This window comes from Microbulbifer variabilis, assembly GCF_052468405.1.
The window spans coordinates 2,918,566-2,938,061 of record NZ_CP174343.1 but is presented as its reverse complement, the minus strand read 5'-3'; the positions used below and the strand labels follow the sequence as shown (position 1 = coordinate 2,938,061).

The following is a 19,496-nucleotide window of genomic DNA, read 5'->3' as shown; positions in this document are numbered from 1 at the left end:
GCCGCCTTCGGCTCCGCAATTTTCCGTTGCTAAAGACGTTATATCTATCAAAGTAAAAAATAGAGGTAAGAATGAAGAAGTTTTTGATTCCATTGATTGCTGTTTCAGCCGCATTTTCAACACCTTCCTTTGCTGAAGGAAGGTGGTTAGCAACATCAGTCAATGTGGTTGCTATCACCAATACGGCAGCAAACGGTAAAAGTTTCAATGTCACGGTAGCTAATGGAGACGGTAACTACGCCTGTGAAGATACAACCATTAGTTTTCCGCTCTCGGTTGCTGGCAACAACGGCAATGATGAAAATATTCATAATCGAGCTTTTTCAATGGCTATGGTTGCATTCACGACTGGAAAAAAAGTTAATATTTATACCTACGAAGATGTTGAAACATGCTCGCACGCGGCCTACATTGCATTTTCTCCAATATAGAGATGTGATGAGGGCGGTATAACAAACGCAAGCACGCGGACCCGTTTTTCGCTGCGCTCCAAACGGTCCGGTGTTGCGGGCGTTATACGTTCAAGAGAGATGGTGATGGAAACTTACTTCAAGGAAATTGAGGACAAACTAGGCCTAATTTTACCAGAGTTCTACAAGTCGGCTTTATTGAACTATCCGTTTAAGCCATTGGATGAAATTGATTGTGTAGAAGATAATTTAGTGAAGGAGCTAGAGTGGATTACAACAACTAATCTAGAGCTTCGAAAATGTCACTTTTATGGAAATCTTTGGCCGCCCCATTTTTTAGCGATTGGCCATGATGGGTTTGGAAATTTCATGTTCTTAAACTTAAAAGTGCATGACGAGACAATCTATTTTGCTGATCACGAGGAAGAATTTGACTCTCGAGATATTAGTGATCTAGAGCTTGCAGCAGATATAGAAGAGTACATTCAGTTGTGTAAGGAAGAGCAAGAAGATGTGGTTAAAAACGTATAACAAGGTTATCAACCTGACCGTCATTAAGTTACTTCGTTTGCTCTTAGTCGCTACGGTAGCGCAAATAAACCAACTACGTTCCGGCCAGTTATAACGGCGTTAGGTGTCATATGAAACAATTTAATCCATTTCACATATTATACCTATTCATAGTGTCTCTATTACTATACATAATAGGGGTATATACTTTCTACAGCCCTTATTTTGAGGCTTTTACGGGTATGTATATAGTAGTACCTCAAATGTTGGGTGTATTTATTACAATACCTATAGGTATATTTTTTTTATTGTTCGGTATTTGTAAAAAAACCTAGGTAGTAAATCTAAAGATAGGTTTATAAAAGCTGGAATAATAATCTTAATTTTACAGCTTTGTTATTTTGTCATAGTTAATAACGGCTATTATCTTACGGTATAATTTGTCCTATATTTTTTAAATTTTTTGTAGATGATGGTTTTTTGATATAGCTACACTTAACAAATCAATCAACGGTCGCCTTCGGTTGGACAGCCAAACCTTCGGTTTGTCTGCCCGTTATTGAGGCATTAAATGCCAGTAGCAATCGAAAGCATAATGAAATTTGAAGATGGTGATAGAGTAAAGATTGAACCACATTTTTGGTGGCCAGATGGGGCGATTGGAACTGTTTCAATTCAGCCAGAATTTGTAAGGAAGCTATTGGAAAAGAAGAATCAGTGGAAAGTACTCAGAGAACTATAAAAGGCAAGGACAGAATTATCACAAGCGTGTGGGTAAATTTCGATGAACCAGCGAACGATTGTAGTGATGATGGTCCTTATATCGGTGGTGAAGTTCAAATTGAGTATTTGAGTAGGCTGTGAGTTCAGCATTTAACAAGCGCAGGTTGTCGGACTGGTTTTCCGCTGCGCTCCAACCAGACGCAACTGCGGGCATTTGTGACTAAAAGAGTAAGCTCAAAATGTTCAGGCAATTAAGTCGTAACAGAAAGGTACTTTCCGTATTTAGCATCGGAGTAGCCGTGTGGTGTATTTCTATGCTTGGCTATCAAATAAGTTATGCAGAACGAGTTATGTCAGGACTAGAGAGTTGCATAATTGAATCGCTCGAACTTTGTGAGAAAGTAAATGAGGTCGAGCTGTATCGAAGCCTATGGAATGAGTCTGCCAGGTACTATGCTCTTGCATCGGTATTCTTCTGCGTTATATATGGTGCAACTTCTTTTGGGGAACGAAAGAAAAGAGTGGAGTAGTTGCCATCACATAACAAGAGGCTGCTGTCGCCCCTGCGGGGCTTGGACTGCCTTTGAAACCTTCCCCCATTGAGTAGACGCCTACCTTTTGAATAGGGTAGGAGAAAATGCCGAAAATACTGAGTGAAGAGCGGGTTGTTGAATATTCAACAGAGTTCAAAGTTAGAGTGGTAGCTCTCACTAATCAACTGAAAGTAGATACGACCACTATCGCCAATATTATTGGTTTGCATCCAGTAATGGTGTATAGATGGCGACAGGAAAGTAGAGAAGGCAAGCTGGTCGAGAAGCCCAGCCGTAGAATAAGTATGACCAAGACAACGAAAACTCAGTCTCAAACTGATGACAAAGAGATAAGACGTCTAAAAAAGCAGGTTGAGAAATTGCAAAAGGAGAATGATTTCCTAAAAAAGTGGGAAATGTACCTGAAAGATCCAAAGCTGAAAGATTCTCGTTCATAGCTCTTAATCGATCGGACTTTGGTGTCAGGTACTTATGTAGATACTTGAATGTTTCACCCCAAGGGTTTTATAAGTGGCTCAACCGTGATGAGAGCACTCGAGACATAGAAAATAGACGAATTCTTGGGTGTATCGAAGCTATCTATGCGCAGCATGATGGTAATTATGGAAGTCCAAGAATTAGCGCAGAGCTGAAAGCTAATGGTGAACGAATAAATCACAAGCGCGTTGAACGCCTTATGAGAGAGGCTGGAATCGTGGGGAAAGCTGGAAGGATCTATCGTCGACACCCTTTGCCTGGAAATCCTTGCATTAAGGTTGAAAATTTACAAAGAGAGAATGGTATGCCGAGTAAACCAGACTCTCAATGGGCTGGTGATGTAACCTATCTGAAGATCAATGGGCAATGGCAATATTTAGCTGTGATTATCGATCTTTACTCCCGGAAAGTGTTGGGTTGGGAGCTGTCGGATACTCGATCCGTTGAGCTAACACTGTCAGCGCTAAATAAAGCTGTCCGTCGCAGAAATATAGAATCAGATCTAATATTTCACAGCGACCGAGGTTCTGAGTACGGTGCTTATGCATACCAAAACCGACTCAAAGAACTGGGTATTGAGCCGAGCATGAACCGTCCAGGATTTATGAATGATAATGTGTATGTAGAATCATTTTTTCAAACACTGAAAACTGAGAGTTTCAAAGGGTTTAATTTTGAATCCGTTGAGGAGCTAAGAACTAACTTATCTTGGTATCTTGATAGGTACTATAACTTTAAAAGAAGACATGGTTCACTTGGGTTCAAAAGCCCAGATGAATATGAAAGAATGGCCGCATAAGATGAATATAAGGTGGCGTCTACTTTAAGGGGGGAGGCTTCGGCTGGGCTGGACAGCCTACGCTCTGCTTCGGCTGCCCTTGCTGGCAACGTTAGGTGCAAGGAGAGAACATGAGAATCATCGTAACTTTATCAATTATTTTGGCCCTTGGTGGTTGTGCAACCGCCTACCAACCGCAGGGTATGACTGGTGGCTTCTCAGAAACACAACTAGACACAAATGTGTTTACCGTTACTTTCAAAGGTAATGGTTACACCGGAAGAGATAAGGCCAATGATTATGCGTTGCTTCGTAGCGCCGAATTAGCATTGGAGCATGGGTATAAATATTTCGTTATCGTTGATGCACAGCAGTACTCAAAAAACAGCACTTATACAACTCCTACCACAGCAACAACCAATGTAAATGCCAACACATATGGCTCTGCATACAATTACGGCAATAACACCACCTACAAAGCTAATACATACGGCACTGCAACAACTACTGTATCGGGTGGCCAAACTTACAATATTTCCAAGCCCCGAACCTCAAATACAATAGTGTGTTTCAACGAAAAACCTGAGGGTTTCGCATATAATGCACAGTTTATTGCAAATAGCCTCAAGCAAAAGCACGGTATTCAAGATGCACCTAACAAGTGACTATGGTTCTTCGTCAAGCTTTTAAGCCATATTCTCATCCCAATATGTGTTGTTTTTTACCATCGTATTCAGAATGGTAAGTTGCTTTCTCATACAGGCAATGAGGGCCACTTTTTTAGGTTTGCCAGCGTCGACTAAGCGTTTATACATTGGCTTTAATTTAGGGTGGCACTGGATCGCCGACATTATGGAAACAAACAGGACCGTGCGCACACGATGCCGTCCACCACGAATATAGCGTTTACCTTGAAAGTTCCCACTATCTCGGTTCATAGGGGCGATACCAACAAGTGCAGCAATCTCTTTTCGGTTCAGTTTCCCCAATTCAGGTAATTCGCTCATCAGGGTGTAGGCCAATACATTTCCTACCCCTTTAGCGCTTAACAATAGGTCACGTTTTTATCGCCATTCGGCAATACTGCTGACGAGTTTATCCAGCTGCTTATCGATTCCTTCTAACTCTTTTTTGATGGTTTTCAATATGGCTTGAATAGGTTTGTGTACAGATTTAGGCATTCGCTTGAGACGGTTCTTTTGCATTGTACTCATCTCCAAGCACTGGCTTCTTACAACGAGTAAGTCACTGATATTCGTTAATTTTTCAGGTTTTAACTACGATAATCTTGGCTTCATTGCCTCTCCAAAGTGAGCAATGTCGACAGCATCCAGCTTGTCAGTTTTGGCGAGTCGCCCCGCTGACTTTGCAAAGTTTCTTACCTGCGAAGGATTGCAAACAACTATCGGCACCCCCGCTTTGTGGGCAGAACAGACAAACTCCAGTTCAAGCCTTCCGGTGGACTCGATAAGTACTCTTTTGGGTTTAAGGGGTTGCAGTCGTTTAATGGCGTCCTTAATACCATCTTTATCATTGGTAACACTAAAGAATTGGCCAGTTGGTCTCACAAAAATATCGAGCTGTTTGCTGCTAGTATCGATACCGACATTGATCTCTTGAGGTTCCATAAGATAAGCTATCTCCGCCTTGCTATTCGGGCTCGAGGCCCACATGACTATTCGAGTTATGCCTAATGAGTGTCTGTCACGTTCCTACTTGTTAGCGGTCTTTATGAACCAGCGCAGCAACGAACTGTGGCAAACAAGGCCTTCGGTGGCCGCCGAAGGTGGGTCTCAATTTACCCGTTAGGGAAAAGGATTTTCAACATCAGAACCGGGCAAGAACAACCATACAAGCCGCAGCAATCGCTCCCGTTGGTCGCTGGGACAGCCAAAACGCTGCGCTTTTTTGTCTGCCCCTGTGCGGGGCGTTATGAGCACTAGCATGGCAAGACGAATAAAACTTTCAGCGCTAATGACACTACTCGCAATAGTGTTGAGTGGTTGCCCTCGAATCGCAGAGATAGATATCTATAACAATACTGGTGTATCAATATCTTTAAATAGCGGGGGAAGTATCACTCATATTTCCCCTGGCGAAGTAAAAGTTATTGTATTTACCTCAAGCAGTTTGGTTGTCAGTTCCGAAATCGGAGAATGGAAATACGGCCGAAATTTGATTACGTATGGCGGCGAAGATGGTGAATACTTCAACGGCACTGTATATTTGCAAATCAATAAAAGTGGCCAAGTCTTTGCTACTAGAGAAAAAGATAAAAGGCCACAATCTGAATTTGAAGCACAGCCAGAGGGTTTCCCAATTGCACCAAGCTCATAACAAGCAAAGGCAGCATCGCCCTGCGGGCTGGACGCGCTGACGCGCGCCGCTGCTTTGAGCGTTAGGTGCACCGGCCAATGAAAATTGGAGTTTTATTGATAGCTTTATCCTTTCTACTGATCTCTTGCTCACGAACGCCACACCACGTTGAGCTAGATGACTTTTCAAAAGAAAGAAAGGTTTCAAAGTATGGAGAGGGAACGTATTATTTTATATATACTTACCATACTTTTAGTTCGAAGAATGATACAGAAGGTCAAGAGGTATATTTTCGAGATATTGAAAAGTATATCGATTTATATTTAGAGAATAGCAATACCTGTAAGCCTATCAAAGAAACCCTGTCATATTATAGTGAAGGCGGCAGTGTCAGCATTTTGGTTTTATGCAAAAGCACCTAACAAGGCGATCAAGATGGACATTGATCTTGCCCCGTTTTAACGGACACCAAGGTCAAACAGACGAGGTGTCTTATGCCGAAATACAACAAACCTAGAAAGACTTGGCAGTATTCAAACGAATTCAAAGTGAAAGCGGTAATGCTTAGCTTGATAGAGGGCATTCAAGTTAAGGAAGTGGCTGAAACTCTCGACATTCACCCTTTCATGCTGTCACGATGGCGAAAAGAGTTTCAGGAAGGGAAGATTGTGGCAGATAAACGAAGAAAGCTTACTGATGTAGTCTCTAGAACAGAAAAGGAACTTTCTAGGGTAAAGCGTTTAGAGGCGGAGAATCGTAAATTAAAGCAGGAGCTTGATTTGCTAAAAAAGTGGCAACGGTTTCTTGCAGAGGAACATCAGCAAGATATCGATTTATCCAGAGGTTCGGATCAGCATTAGGTATCAAAAGAACTTGTCAGTGGCTAGGAGTATCGCGCAGTGGCTATTATGATTGGCTGAAGAGGCCGCGATCGCACCGAAAACACCAAGATGATGATCTAAAAGTTCAGAGATTCAAAAGATTTCGGATGACTCTGCAGGGCGCTATGGTATTCCAAGAATTTGGAAAGCCCTGCTGACCAAGGGCTATGAAGTTAGCCATAAGCGCGTAGCCCGGCTGATGCAGGAATTAGGAGTCGTAGCCAGAGTTACGAGAGTGACACGTAGGGCACCAGGAATAATGCGTTTCCTAGCCTCTGGGGAGAATCTTAGACCGGAAGGAGCTGTGCCTAAAAGCAAGAATCAAGTTTGGGTTGCTGACATAACTTACCTTAAGGTTAAGGGTCAATGGCAGTACTTGTCAGTGGTGATGGATTTGTATTCTCGCCGAGTAATCGGTTGGAGTTTAGACACGAAGAGAGCAACAGAATTAACCCGAAAAACCCTGATGAATGCTGGAAGGAAAAGAGGATCACAACCGGGATTAATATTACACACGGACAGAGGTGTAGAGAACAGAGGGTCCGAGTATCAAAAAGAGTTGGGAAGATATGGAATCCAGCATAGCTTGAGTAGAGCGGGTAAATATACGGATAATACTCATATGGAGTCGTTCTTCCATAGCTTAAAAGCTGAACTGATTAGAGAAACTAGCTTCCAGACAATGAGCCATTTAAAGTATGCTCTGGCTCGATATATTAATGATTTTTACAACCGTAAGCAGCTGCATTCAGCTTTAGGCTATCAATCATTAATAGAATATGAGCGAATAGCAGTATGAAAAGTAGTGTGTCCGTTTTATCGGGGCAAGATCACCTTTCACTCAAATTGCTGGTACAATTACGTGCTAAGTCCGCAGGCCACTGTGGCCGGCGTTAATTCTACTGACACCTTGGCTCACTCTTTTTTAAACGAGCTGTTAAACCACTGGTATAGAAGGAGCTAATTATGGAAAGCATGGAATTCAATACCCCAAAAGTCGTGCTCTACACTTTCGCTACCAGTCCATACGGTCTTAAAGTCCAAGCTTTTCTCGCTTTTAAAAAGATCGCTTACGAAATTGTCTATGTATCTCCGTTTAATATGAGGGAAACACTTCCGATGGGGCATACCGTGCCTGTTTTGACAATTGATGGTGAAAGCAAAAATGATTCACAAGAAATACTCATTGGCTAGATGAACGCTTCCCTCAGCGTCCCCTGTACCCTGTAGACGGTGATCCGTGCATTAACGAACTTGATGATTGGGTCCAGCATTGCATGATTCCTGCAAATTTTAGGTTTGTGCGACCGGCTTTATCGCTAGCACTTCCTGTGCAGCTGATCAACGCTTGGCGCCTCGGTTGTGCCATGAATCGCACGGTACCAGATAACGCAATCGGCGCATGGCGTTTTGTATGGCCTCTAGTCCTTCGGTGGGCTCCTTTTGTCCGCAGGGAAGCTGAAAATGCTCCAGGAAACAGCATAATGGCTGCTGCACGTCATGTCGGTGCACGTTTGAGTAAAGCGCTTGAGAGAGGTCCTTTTATGTGTAATCGTAGTGAAGTGAGTGTTGCAGACCTCTCTGTCTATGCGCTCCTTGCTTTTGGTTATGAGGCTGGGCTTACAGGAGGAGACGGACTTTTCCGTCGTAGTCGCATACGAGAATGGGCACTACGTGTGCAGGGTGAACTCGACCCTTCATTGCCTTTGGTTCCAAGCCAAATTCAAGTTAGAAAGCTAGGAAGCTGATTGCAACCTTTTTAATATCTGCCCTCCCTCTAAGGGTTTGTATGGAGGGTAACTACCAGTCTTCTATCTCGAAAGAAATATGAGATGTCCCTACAAATTAGATACTGGGAAATTAACAAGTTAATCCGGGTGGGCACAAAAACCTCCAGTTTTTATTCCGCTGTTTAAAGCGTTAAGTACCTAGAGTATGGGGTAGCAATGCCACGGAAAGTTGGATTCATTCATCTGCTGTTTACTATTTTCACGTTAGCCTATTGCGTGTTTGCTGTTGTGAGTGGCAAGGTATCTGTCTATAAACGAGCTGGTCTCTCAGAAACAATCAGTATTGATGTTGAACCAGAACGGTTTTTTGGGGTGTCGTGTTACTTTATGTAGGTATGGCAGTAATTATGGTTATACTAAGTATAAAAAAGTACTTTCCCAAAAAACTCTATGAACTTATTGATTTTGGTATACATTCTAAACTATCTATTTTACAAGTTATATTTTTAATCAGCTTTAAAGCTTTAACGTACAGCACCATTTTTTGGTTGGCTGGGGTGTTGGCAAATACTTAACAAGCGACTATGGTTGCTCGTCAAGTTTTTAAGCCATACTTGCATCCCAGTAAGTGTTAATTTTCACCATCGTATTCAGGATCGTAATCTGCTTTCTCATGTAGGCAATCAGAGCGATCTTCTTAGATTTACCAGCGTCGTCTAATCGCTTATACATCGGCTTTAGTTTGGGATGATGTTGTATGGCCGACATACTGGAAGCAAACAGAACCGTACATATTCAATTTGCAATTTATGAGTTAGGAAATTTTCTGGTTTAAAAGATTTTTATCATGGATTAGCTGAAGTAAAATCTTCCAACGCTGTTGGGAAGTGAAGAGGTGTGAATATATAGAAATCCATATCAGAATTTTATTCAATAAGGATGGGTAACGACTTTCACTTTGGAAGATTCTGCAAGTATCCGATTGCTGCTTATATTTAGTATGGAGTAGGTGGAAAATTTATGGTTAGATTGTTTGACTGATTTCGGATAAAGTTGGCTGATTATCAGTGTGAAGACTAAGCAAGGAGGTATTAGTTCATGGATTTAGATATACCCACATTTATTTCTTCTTTAGGCGTTTCTTCACTCACTGCTATATGGTTGACTAAGTCACTAGTTGCTCATAGATTGGAAAAGGATCTTCAGAAATATAAAAATGAGCTAGATAGATCTTTAAGTGATTTTAAGAGTGTGCAAGATGGCCTAATTAGAAAGGATGTAGAAGTATACTTGAAGGAGAATGAAGCTGATATAAGATACAATTTTGAGGCGAGGGCCAGGTTGTATCAAGCTATTGGTCCCCTTAAGTTCCAGCTTCTTCTGGCTGCCCGTGATTTTAAAGCCAGAGTTACGAATATTCCGAAAAAACCCTATAAAATTGATTTGAATGGCCATTATGGAAAAAGCACCATTTACAGGCTAGCAAGACTGCTCTGTTTGTCAGAGCTGATAGAGAGTAAAGTTGCTTATGCTGATTTTGCTGTAGATGAGTCTTCTGTTAAGTTGCTTGAGTTCAAAAAATCGCTATTTCTGATGTTGTCCGGTTCAAAAATAACTAGTCATCACCCAAATGCTAATTGGAAAGTACAAAAGGAGCATATTTTCTTTGATACTTTATCAAGTATAGGAAATGCGCTTACCATTAATGAAGGCGAGTCAGTAGCGAGGTGTATGTCTTTTTCAGAGTTTACAGATGCCCTAAAAGAATATAATTTTGTTGAGAAAATTTCCCCCCTTATTAATGTTATGTCTGGGCTATGTCTTAGAGGAACTCCAATCCTCTGGGTTAGGCTTTCTTGTGTTGCAGTGCTCTGTAATGAATTAATAGAAAGTTTGGGACGATCAGTCGGGTTTAAATATAAATCTCTTGATCTCAGTGCTCTTATTAGAGAAAGTAATGATGATTTTGTTCAGCGTAAAGCTGAAAAATATGTTGAGCTATGTAATGAAACTATGAGTGAAGGTCTTTAGGGGGTATCAACACTCCCAATAAGGTACAGATTTATATTTCCATTTATAAGTTTGCTCCCTTCACTGAAGGGGATCTGGTGGTGCAAATATCAAACACTATCCTCTATAGTTGCTGTGAGCTGCCAACTGCTTATTATACTTTATTTGGTTTTTGTCGCAGAAAATTAATAAGATGGATAGATCATTTTTTATAATTTGAATTGAATATTTATTGTGTTCTTGGTTGCTGATGGTGATTGTTCATAGGCACAGACTATAAAACTATGCTGTTCTACTTGATTCAATAGAATTTAACTTATTATCAGAGAGTTTAGCATCCTGACCTAAATAGCGTATGCTAAAGAATTTGGCTGTCTTTCTCTTTTCCCAAGCTTACTAAATATAACTGATTATTTTGAATTGTTAGTTCAGTTATTGACGTATACTCTGGTCGAAACTGTTGAATTTTTTGGCTTTTATGAATATAAGCAACGATTGAATTTATTACCATAAAATGACAAAAAACTATAGTATCTTCAGTAATGCTAAGTAAATATCTCTGAATTCCATTGCGCCACTCTTTTTGCTGTTTATCACTTATAGTCCATTCTTTATTCAGAAGAGAGCGTATCCATGGTAGGCGTTGACTTGATAGAATACCTTCGGGTGTTGGTATCTCAGTGACTAAGTTGACCACTTCTATTGAAGCGCCCCATATTCTTGCTAGGGGTTCTGCTGTCTGCTTGGCTCGCAGCTTAGGACTACTCGTGATTTTTAATCTTCCTTGAATAGCAAGTTTTTGAGCTAACTCTTCAGCTTGTATAAATCCTAACTTGGTGAGGGGTGGATCAAGGATATTATCTCCTTTAGCTGCCTCACCATGTCGTGCAAGTAAAATTCTGGGCATGTTATTTGGGATTATAGATACTGGTTTAATACTTCATCTGGTATATTTTGCCATAATGATAGCAGTTCTGCTGTATTGAAATTCGTGAAATGTGGATGGTTACCGATGCGCTGGCTTTGCTTTCCTGTAAATATTGGCCAGTTGTTTCCCGGGTTGCCACATTCAGCGAAGTTCAGCCAGGCTTCTTGCATACTTTTACTTAAGGTGTGCGGGGCTGGCTCATCGCGATATAATTCCTGTAAAGACGCTTCACCATGAGTACCAAATAGATAGGCTAGTTCTGCAGCATGACACGCACCTAAAAAGGGCTGTGCCGCTAATGGTTGGGCGAAATGATAATGGAAACTTTGTCCTTTATGTTGAGTTAGATACCTAAGCCCTGGTAGGGTAAAAACCATATCAGTCAACATCAAATTCCAGGTTTTACTCCATTCTGGCCAGGGATTATTTTTAATAGATAAAGCCTGCTGGTAATAGTAATCAATAATAGGTTTTAGTGTGCTCTCAGGTAGCAGCCATTCCAACTTTTTGCAGATTGAGTGATAATTCAGTGTGAAAGTTTCAGGATTTGTAACACTAAATAGATTCCACTCTTCTAAATTACTGCCAAGAAGAATTGGATGGGCTGTATTAGTTTTAATATTTACTAAAGACGGCCGTCTTTTTCTTAATAAGCTTTCGTCTAGCACTGGCTTAAATGGAAGTTGCCCCCAGTTTTGTGTCATGCGTGGATCTTTAAGAATTTCGCTTTGTGCCTGAAGAAGTAACTTTGTAGAGCATTTGTGTATTGGTATTCCACCGCTTATGTTATTAAGATGCTCGATGAATGCAGCTGCCATGTTATTGGCTCTGGAAATCGAATGAGTAGCCCTTGGGTGGCCACTTTGTACAATCGCTCGAGAGTATAAATTATGATATTCAGTTACCTCTAATAGAGAGGTGATGCTCATTGCGCCGGCAGATTCACCAAAAAGAGTGATATTGTTCGGATCTCCGCCAAAGGCTTCAATGTTATCTCTCACCCATTTGAGCGCTGCTATTTGATCCAATAGACCTTCGTTGCCTGTAGATGGGATGTCAGAAATGTCTTTTAAACGTAGAAAGCCTAGAGCGCCAAGACGATAATTGAATGTCACAATTATTGCTCTGCCGTTTGAGGCAAGATGGCACCCATTATATATATCTTGGCAGCTTGACCCCATATAGAAAGCTCCACCATGTATCCAGAGCATTACAGGTAGCTTTCTTCCTTGGGTTATAGGTGGCGAGAAAATATTTAGATAAAGACATTCTTCTCTATCAGGAATCTCTCCATTTTTTCCCCGGACCTGCATCAGGTTTGAGGGATTTTGTGCAGCTGGCGTTCCAAATTGCGCTGCATCAAATGGCGCACTCCAATTTGGCATAGGTTCGGGTGCTTTCCAGCGGAGGTCGTTAATTGGGGGACGAGCATAGGGTATACCTAGAAATTTATAGGTTCTTGTAGCTTCGTCTACTTTGCCAATAATCGGTCCAGCAGGTGTATCAATGACAGGTGTTGACCTCTTATTTGTGAGCTTTCTAATACTTGGGTCCGTTGTCATGAGTAGTTTTTCCTACTGTATTTCTCTCTAACGTTGCACTTATTTAGTCGGCGTTATTCTTCAGACTTTCCTTGAAATCATTTTAATTTACGTCCATACAAAAAGAGTGTGTGGAAAAAATTTGGCACAGTTATTTTCCGGAGGGATCCTGGCAAGGAGATGCATTGACGAATCTAGTCACGGATGGGCTCAAGGTGGGGAATTTTCCGTCTTTTAGCTCAGGCCATGAACAGTGTATTTAGGAAGTTGCACCGTTTGAAGTTGGTGAGAGCATGATCGTAAAAATCTTTGACAAGTCTACGGGCTTGATTGCTGAGAAGCCACTGGATAGCTTGAAGTTAACCGCGACAGGCTTGGTTGAATTGCCGGTAGATCCAGACGAGATAGCCTCGTTATCTCAGGAAGGAAATGACCTAGTAATAGTTTTAAAGACGGGTCAAATCTTCACTTTATTTGGTTTCTATCATGAAGACAGTGATGGAGATCATAGTGAGTTGACTGTAACTGGGGGTTCAGAGCCCTTATTCCTTGCGGCTTCGGGAGGGTTGATACCAGCTTTTACCGTTGCCGGCGGCCCAGCTGGTGAGCCTCCTCCCCCTCCTCCGCCTGCCGTTCCGTGGTTTGTCCCTGCTTTGATTGCTCTCGGTGTTGTTGTCATCGCTGTAGCATCAAATGACGATAGTAACCGTGGGGGCGGCTTTGTGCCTCCGGATTCAGATGCGGACGCAGATTCGGATGCCGACGCCGATGCCGATGCAGACGCGGATGCCGACGCAGATGCGGATGCGGATGCGGATGCCGATGCCGATGCCGATGCCGATGCCGACGCGGATGCGGATGCTGACGCCGATGCCGATGCCGACGCAGATGCGGATGCGGATGCGGATGCCGACGCGGATGCCGACGCTGATGCTGATGCGGATGCGGATGCGGATGCGGATGCGGATGCGGATGCGGATGCGGATGCGGATGCGGATGCCGACGCCGACGCCGACGCCGACGCCGACGCCGACGCCGATGCAGATGCGGATGCGGATGCGGATGCTGACGCCGATGCCGATGCCGATGCCGATGCCGATGCCGATGCCGATGCCGATGCCGACGCAGATGCGGATGCGGATGCGGATGCGGATGCGGATGCCGACGCGGATGCCGACGCTGATGCTGATGCTGATGCTGATGCTGATGCGGATGCGGATGCGGATGCGGATGCGGATGCGGATGCGGATGCGGATGCGGATGCCGACGCCGACGCCGATGCAGATGCGGATGCGGATGCGGATGCGGATGCGGATGCTGACGCGGATGCCGATGCCGATGCCGATGCCGATGCCGATGCCGATGCCGATGCCGACGCGGATGCGGATGCGGATGCGGATGCTGACGCCGATGCCGATGCCGACGCAGATGCGGATGCCGACGCGGATGCCGACGCGGATGCCGACGCGGATGCGGATGCGGATGCGGATGCCGACGCGGATGCAGATGCGGATGCCGATGCCGACGCAGATGCAGATGCGGATGCAGATGCCGACGCGGATGCCGACGCAGATGCCGACGCGGATGCAGATGCGGATGCCGATGCCGATGCCGATGCCGATGCCGATGCCGATGCCGATGCCGATGCCGATGCCGATGCCGACGCGGATGCGGATGCCGACGCGGATGCGGATGCCGACGCGGATGCGGATGCTGATGCCGATGCCGATGCCGATGCCGATGCCGATGCCGATGCCGATGCCGATGCCGATGCCGATGCCGATGCCGATGCCGATGCCGATGCCGATGCCGATGCCGATGCTGATGCCGACGCGGATGCGGATGCTGACGCCGATGCCGATGCCGATGCCGATGCCGACGCAGATGCGGATGCCGACGCGGATGCCGATGCCGATGCTGACGCGGATGCCGACGCGGATGCCGATGCCGACGCAGATGCCGATGCCGATGCCGACGCAGATGCGGATGCCGATGCGGATGCCGACGCGGATGCCGATGCCGATGCCGACGCCGATGCAGATGCGGATGCTGACGCGGATGCCGATGCCGATGCCGATGCCGACGCGGATGCGGATGCCGATGCCGATGCCGATGCCGATGCCGATGCCGATGCCGATGCCGATGCCGATGCCGATGCGGATGCCGATGCCGACGCGGATGCCGATGCGGATGCCGATGCGGATGCCGACGCCGATGCGGATTGTGATGCTGACGCCGATGCCGATGCCGATGCCGATGCCGATGCCGATGCGGATGCCGATTGTGATGCGGATGCCGATTACGACTATGAGGGTGGTGAGCTACCGCCGGGATTCCCGGATTTGGAAATAGATTTTGACATTGATGAAATCATTTCCTTGGAAGCTATTGCGATCCCCAGTGTGTTTGAGGAGTATCTCGATACCGTTGGATATGCTTCTGCTTCAAAGGTTGAGGAGTCCGTCAGTGATGGAAGCGAGCAGGAAGGTTCTGCCCGGTTGGATATGATGCAACTGGCTGAGCTTGAGCTGGACTTTGTTGATAGTGGTGTTGATAACCACTATCAACAGGTAATGACTGCAGACGGGTTGGCAGAGTTTGCCAATGACTATCAGCGGTTTGACTCAGTAGAAGAGTCCTTACTGGATGAGTTACTAGATTCTGGTGATCGGGATATTCAGCTGATAGAGCTCAATCTTTCTTATGATGTATCTGGACAATCAGAGCATCAGACGACTGTGACAGATATTGGTTCTCTAACCAGTCCTGAAAATTACGCAGTCATTGAAGATCCGATGGGAGATATATGGCAGCAAAATGGATTTAGTGATATGTGAGGTGAGAAGTTCAAGTTAAGCAAAAAAACCGGGCTAAAAGGCCCGGTTTTTTTTGAGCTAAACTTTTATGAGGCTTGGGAAAAGTCTTGCTTATATGGCTTCTTAATTCCAGGTTGTGGGATCTCAAAACTGTCAATGACAAGTGTGAAAACATGGATGTATTAAAAAAACTGTCATTTTTTGCACTCTCTATCCCTACTCTATTTCTATCCGAAGTAGTCGGAGAGGAAGTATTTGTCAACTCTGTATCAGCGGAAAAAACAATTGTCGGGCACGGGGAAGGGCAAGATAAGAGAGCAGAAAATGTTACTTATCGAGTTTATAAGGATGAGGTAGCACAAAGTGAGCTCAGTATATTTGATACTGTTCACCGAGCGGTTGGTTGGCATCCATCAATTGCAGAATCGATCGGCTATCTCTACCAGCAAAGACAGGGAGTTAAAGCAGCGAGATCCGCTTACTTCCCACAATTGAGTGCTGGGATAGTTGCTGGTGAAGATACCGAGTACAAGCGAGAAGGTGACGGACATGCAATTCAGTTAAACGTCACCCAAATGCTGTTTGACTTTGGGAAAGTTTCCAGCAATGTAAGACAGGCTAGAGCGGGCGTGCGACGATCCCAAGCTCAAATTTTAAAATCGATAGAAGAAGTAGCTAGACAAACTGCTAAAGCAACTATAGAGGTGCAACGATATCAGGCTCTATTGCAGAGCTCTGATGAGCAGGTTGATGGGGTGTCTGCTATCGCAAATCTTGTAAAGATTCGAAAAGAAAAAGGTGCTAGCTCCAGATCTGATGTTCTCCAGGCCCAGTCGCGAATTGACGCAGCGCAAGCGTCCAGGCAACAAATTCAAGCTCTTTTACGTAGGTGGAGAAGTACACTGCAGAATTTAACGGGGTTAGATGAAAAGTTTAGTGTCTCCATGTCAGTACCAGATGATGTGACTCAGGCTTGTGACTTGGATTCTTTTGACCTATCTGCGGTACCTGAGGTGCTTATTGCTGAATCTTACAGGGCTGAAGCAATGGCGCGCCTGGATGAATCTAAAGCAAATGCATGGCCAACCTTCTCATTAGACGCCAACATTAACCAGTACCTTGATCAGGACTACGTTGATGCGAATGCTTTTGACACGAATGAAAGTGCAGTTTTCTTCAATGTGTCTATGCCGATTTATCAAGGAGGTAAAATTTCGGCCGGCAAAGAAGGCGCTGGTTTTGCACTCTTATCGGCAGATGCAGCGAAAGATTCAATACGGTTATTGACTATACAAAAGTATCAGGAATCCCAGGAAGAGGCTGCCGGGCTGATGCAAAGCCTCAAAGCTTTGAATTCCAGAGAAAGTGCGATTGCTGAAACTCGGGATTTGTATAAACAGCAATATGAAGTACTCGGTACCCGTACTTTACTTGACCTGCTCAATGCAGAGCAGGAATTACACCTGGCACGTATAGAAAAGAACAATACTATTTTTGATCTTCACCTCCTTAAGATTGATTGTCTGTATAGTCGCGGTGGATTACGTAGTGCATTCAGTCTTGATGGGCGGCAAATACAGGGTGTGGAGGTCCTTCCTTGAGTGAAAACAGTAGTAATGTTTTAAGATCTCTCGATGAAAGTGAAGGAATAAAGACTGACACTATGGATTTTGATCCATGGTGTGAAGCAGTAACCTATGTGGCTCGCCTCTATCGAGTGGAGTGTTCACCCGAAAGTATCCGAATTTCCGGACAATGGGATCAGAACTCTCCAGTGGACCACACACTAAGAAGAATGGCACGTCAAGCTGGTTTGACGATAAAGTTTTGTACCCTAAAAGATACTGATATTAACCCATGGCGCCTACCACTCGTAGCTCAATTGCGTGGTGGTCAGATAGCGGTAATTGAAACCATTTCCAGTGACTTGAACGTTGGATTTATGCTGTGTGGTGACCAGGGGCTTAAAAGTACTTTACCTCTAGAGAAGATCAGCAAAGATATTGTTAGTCTGATAATCCTTAGGCCGAGGCAAACAACAAGAGATACCAGGATAGATGATTATATTAAAACAGATAATCAACATTGGCTTCGTAAAATAATACTTAGGGATATAAAACCCTATGGACATATCATGTTGGCTACCACGGTCGCCAACACTCTGGCTTTATCGGGCATTATTTTTTCCAAACAGGTGTACGACAGAGTAATTCCAGCGGAATCTATTCCCACTCTTTATGTTCTATTTAGTGGCGTTTTGGTTGCTATTATATTTGATTTTGTAATGCGTTCAATGAGAGTGAAGATTACAGATCTTCTTGGAAAGCGTGCGGACATCCGAATGTCTGATTTGGTTTTTGGGCATGCCGTAAGAATTCAAGCGCAGGCCCGTCCAAAATCTACTGGTACTTTTATTTCACAAATTCGTGAATTAGAAAAAGTGAGAGAAATATTCACATCCACTACAATTTTGGCAATTGCTGACTTACCATTTTTTCTGTTGTTTTTAATTGTAATGTGGTGGATTGCAGGGGCCTTAGCTTTGGTACCTCTACTGGCTGTTTTTCTTTTGCTTATTCCGGGTCTATTACTTCAGCCAAAATTAGCCAAGCTTTCACAGGAGTCGATAAAGGAATCCTCACTACGTAACGCCATATTGATAGAGACGATTCAGGGGGTAGAGGATATCAAATCACTACAGGCGGAGCAGTATTTTCAGGGGCAGTGGAACCACTTTAACACGATAACCGCAGATGCGAGCCTAAAGCTGAGGTCTCTTGTGGGGATGCTACTTGCCTGGACTCATAATGTTCAATCATCAGTATTTGCGGTCATTGTACTGTTTGGTGCACCGATGGTTATGAGCGGCACTATGACTACAGGAGCATTGGTTGCAGCATCAATCCTGGGTTCAAGAATGATGGCTCCCATGGCAAATATCACAAAAGTTTTGAGCCGTTGGCAGCAGGCAAAATTTGCAATGCAAGGCATTGACAATCTAATGCAATTGCCGGTGGATAATCCTCAATTAGAAAAAAGAGTGAAGAAAACATCGATAACTGGGAATTTTCACTTCAAAAATGCAGTTTTTCAATATGGCGAGGAGGGGCAGGACCCTGCTCTTATCATACCCGAGTTAAAAATATATGCAGGAGAACGAGTTGCAATTCTTGGGAAAAATGGTTCAGGGAAATCTACATTTCTCCATGCAATGGCGGGTGCAATTGTAACTCAACGAGGACAGTTGCAACTGGATAATGTCAGTATTAAGCATATTGATCCCGCGGATGTCCGTAGGGATATTGGTCTTCTTAGGCAGGAAGCCACTTTATTTCATGGGACCATCCATGAGAACCTTACGTTGGGAGCTCCCAATGCAAATGATGAGGAAATTCTCTGGGCGCTTAATATGAGCGGCGCGAGCAACTTTGTTAATAAACTTCCCAAAGGTATAGGTTATTTAATACAAGAAGGTGGTTTTGGTTTATCCGGGGGGCAGAAGCAATCACTACTTTTATCAAGGATGCTGTTGCGACATCCCAATGTTCTCTTGCTAGATGAGCCTACAGCTGCACTTGATGAGTCAACAGAGAGAAAATTCATTCGGAATTTACAAGACTGGGCCGCTGAAAGGACTGTTGTTGTCGCGACACATAGAACCAATATCCTGACCTTTGCTCAGCGAATTATTGTTCTTAATAATGGTTATGTTGTCCTTGACGAGCCAAAAGAGAAGGCATTGGAAGTATTAACCCGGTCGCAAAGAAAGACATCAACTGAAGGAGAGAAAATCTCCTAACTATGTAAGAAATGAATGATATA

16 protein-coding genes and 2 pseudogenes are annotated in these 19,496 nt (G+C 44.0%); 15 read left to right on the top strand and 3 right to left on the bottom strand.

What is annotated here, in order from left to right; translation table 11 throughout:
• Positions 1-71 precede the first annotated feature (71 nt).
• The 6 genes from ACJJJB_RS13455 to ACJJJB_RS13430 all read left to right on the top strand — a co-directional run bounded on the left by ACJJJB_RS13455 (position 72) and on the right by ACJJJB_RS13430 (position 4,117).
• Positions 72-431: a DUF5992 family protein gene (locus tag ACJJJB_RS13455; protein ID WP_444946307.1), complete on the top strand. Its 360-nt coding sequence runs from the start codon at positions 72-74 to the stop codon at positions 429-431.
• Positions 432-536: 105 nt separating this feature from the next.
• Positions 537-941 (top strand): SMI1/KNR4 family protein, encoded by a 405-nt coding sequence (locus ACJJJB_RS13450; RefSeq protein ID WP_444946308.1) that lies wholly within the window; start codon positions 537-539, stop codon positions 939-941.
• A 550-nt stretch (positions 942-1,491) separates the two neighbouring features.
• Positions 1,492-1,662: a hypothetical protein gene (locus tag ACJJJB_RS13445; protein WP_020411070.1), complete on the top strand. Its 171-nt coding sequence runs from the start codon at positions 1,492-1,494 to the stop codon at positions 1,660-1,662.
• 618 nt (positions 1,663-2,280) lie between these two features.
• The gene (locus ACJJJB_RS13440) at positions 2,281-2,634 is read left to right on the top strand and encodes a transposase (RefSeq protein ID WP_445365040.1); all 354 of its coding nucleotides are present in this window, start codon (positions 2,281-2,283) and stop codon (positions 2,632-2,634) included.
• A complete protein-coding gene (locus tag ACJJJB_RS13435) occupies positions 2,586-3,473 on the top strand; it encodes an IS3 family transposase (RefSeq protein ID WP_445365039.1) in 888 nt (295 codons plus the stop codon). The genes ACJJJB_RS13440 and ACJJJB_RS13435 overlap by 49 nt, the downstream gene beginning before the upstream one ends.
• 110 nt (positions 3,474-3,583) lie before the next feature.
• The gene (locus ACJJJB_RS13430; protein WP_444946311.1) at positions 3,584-4,117 is read left to right on the top strand and encodes a CC0125/CC1285 family lipoprotein; all 534 of its coding nucleotides are present in this window, start codon (positions 3,584-3,586) and stop codon (positions 4,115-4,117) included.
• Positions 4,118-4,138: 21 nt separating this feature from the next.
• Here the strand turns inward: ACJJJB_RS13430 and ACJJJB_RS13425 are convergent.
• Positions 4,139-5,080 (bottom strand): annotated as a pseudogene (locus ACJJJB_RS13425) (IS110 family RNA-guided transposase).
• A gap of 316 nt (positions 5,081-5,396) precedes the next feature.
• On the opposite strand from ACJJJB_RS13425, the gene ACJJJB_RS13420 reads away from it, so the two are divergent.
• The 6 genes and pseudogenes from ACJJJB_RS13420 (at position 5,397) to ACJJJB_RS13395 (ending at position 10,410) form a co-directional block, all read left to right on the top strand.
• Positions 5,397-5,789 (top strand): hypothetical protein, encoded by a 393-nt coding sequence (locus ACJJJB_RS13420; protein ID WP_353376676.1) that lies wholly within the window; start codon positions 5,397-5,399, stop codon positions 5,787-5,789.
• Between the two features lie 77 nt (positions 5,790-5,866).
• Entirely contained in the window at positions 5,867-6,190 is a 324-nt protein-coding gene (locus ACJJJB_RS13415) for a hypothetical protein (protein WP_444946312.1), read from the top strand.
• Between the two features lie 72 nt (positions 6,191-6,262).
• Positions 6,263-7,448: pseudogene (locus ACJJJB_RS13410) on the top strand (IS3 family transposase).
• Positions 7,449-7,615: 167 nt separating this feature from the next.
• Positions 7,616-7,843, top strand: coding sequence for a glutathione S-transferase N-terminal domain-containing protein (locus ACJJJB_RS13405; protein ID WP_444946313.1), 228 nt, complete (start codon positions 7,616-7,618; stop codon positions 7,841-7,843).
• Positions 7,844-7,980: 137 nt separating this feature from the next.
• On the top strand, positions 7,981-8,397 hold the full coding sequence (locus tag ACJJJB_RS13400) for a hypothetical protein (RefSeq protein WP_444946314.1): 417 nt from the start codon (positions 7,981-7,983) through the stop codon (positions 8,395-8,397).
• Positions 8,398-9,477: 1,080 nt separating this feature from the next.
• Positions 9,478-10,410 carry a hypothetical protein gene (locus ACJJJB_RS13395; protein ID WP_444946315.1) on the top strand — a complete coding sequence of 311 codons (933 nt, stop codon included), beginning with the start codon at positions 9,478-9,480 and terminating at the stop codon, positions 10,408-10,410.
• 337 nt (positions 10,411-10,747) lie between these two features.
• Here ACJJJB_RS13395 and ACJJJB_RS13390 read toward each other — a convergent pair whose 3' ends face one another.
• Together ACJJJB_RS13390 and ACJJJB_RS13385 are read right to left on the bottom strand one after the other, a co-directional pair.
• Positions 10,748-11,296 carry a histidine phosphatase family protein gene (locus ACJJJB_RS13390; RefSeq protein WP_444946316.1) on the bottom strand — a complete coding sequence of 183 codons (549 nt, stop codon included), beginning with the start codon at positions 11,294-11,296 and terminating at the stop codon, positions 10,748-10,750.
• An 11-nt stretch (positions 11,297-11,307) separates the two neighbouring features.
• Positions 11,308-12,879 carry a carboxylesterase/lipase family protein gene (locus ACJJJB_RS13385; RefSeq protein ID WP_444946317.1) on the bottom strand — a complete coding sequence of 524 codons (1,572 nt, stop codon included), beginning with the start codon at positions 12,877-12,879 and terminating at the stop codon, positions 11,308-11,310.
• A gap of 272 nt (positions 12,880-13,151) precedes the next feature.
• Here ACJJJB_RS13385 and ACJJJB_RS13380 point away from each other — a divergent pair, with 272 nt between their 5' ends.
• The 3 genes from ACJJJB_RS13380 to ACJJJB_RS13370 all read left to right on the top strand — a co-directional run bounded on the left by ACJJJB_RS13380 (position 13,152) and on the right by ACJJJB_RS13370 (position 19,473).
• Positions 13,152-15,695 (top strand): BapA/Bap/LapF family prefix-like domain-containing protein, encoded by a 2,544-nt coding sequence (locus ACJJJB_RS13380; protein WP_445365038.1) that lies wholly within the window; start codon positions 13,152-13,154, stop codon positions 15,693-15,695.
• A 152-nt stretch (positions 15,696-15,847) separates the two neighbouring features.
• The gene (locus ACJJJB_RS13375) at positions 15,848-17,275 is read left to right on the top strand and encodes a TolC family outer membrane protein (protein ID WP_444946319.1); all 1,428 of its coding nucleotides are present in this window, start codon (positions 15,848-15,850) and stop codon (positions 17,273-17,275) included.
• Positions 17,272-19,473 carry a type I secretion system permease/ATPase gene (locus ACJJJB_RS13370; RefSeq protein ID WP_445365037.1) on the top strand — a complete coding sequence of 734 codons (2,202 nt, stop codon included), beginning with the start codon at positions 17,272-17,274 and terminating at the stop codon, positions 19,471-19,473. Before ACJJJB_RS13375 ends, ACJJJB_RS13370 begins: the two co-directional genes overlap by 4 nt.
• Positions 19,474-19,496: the final 23 nt, after the last annotated feature.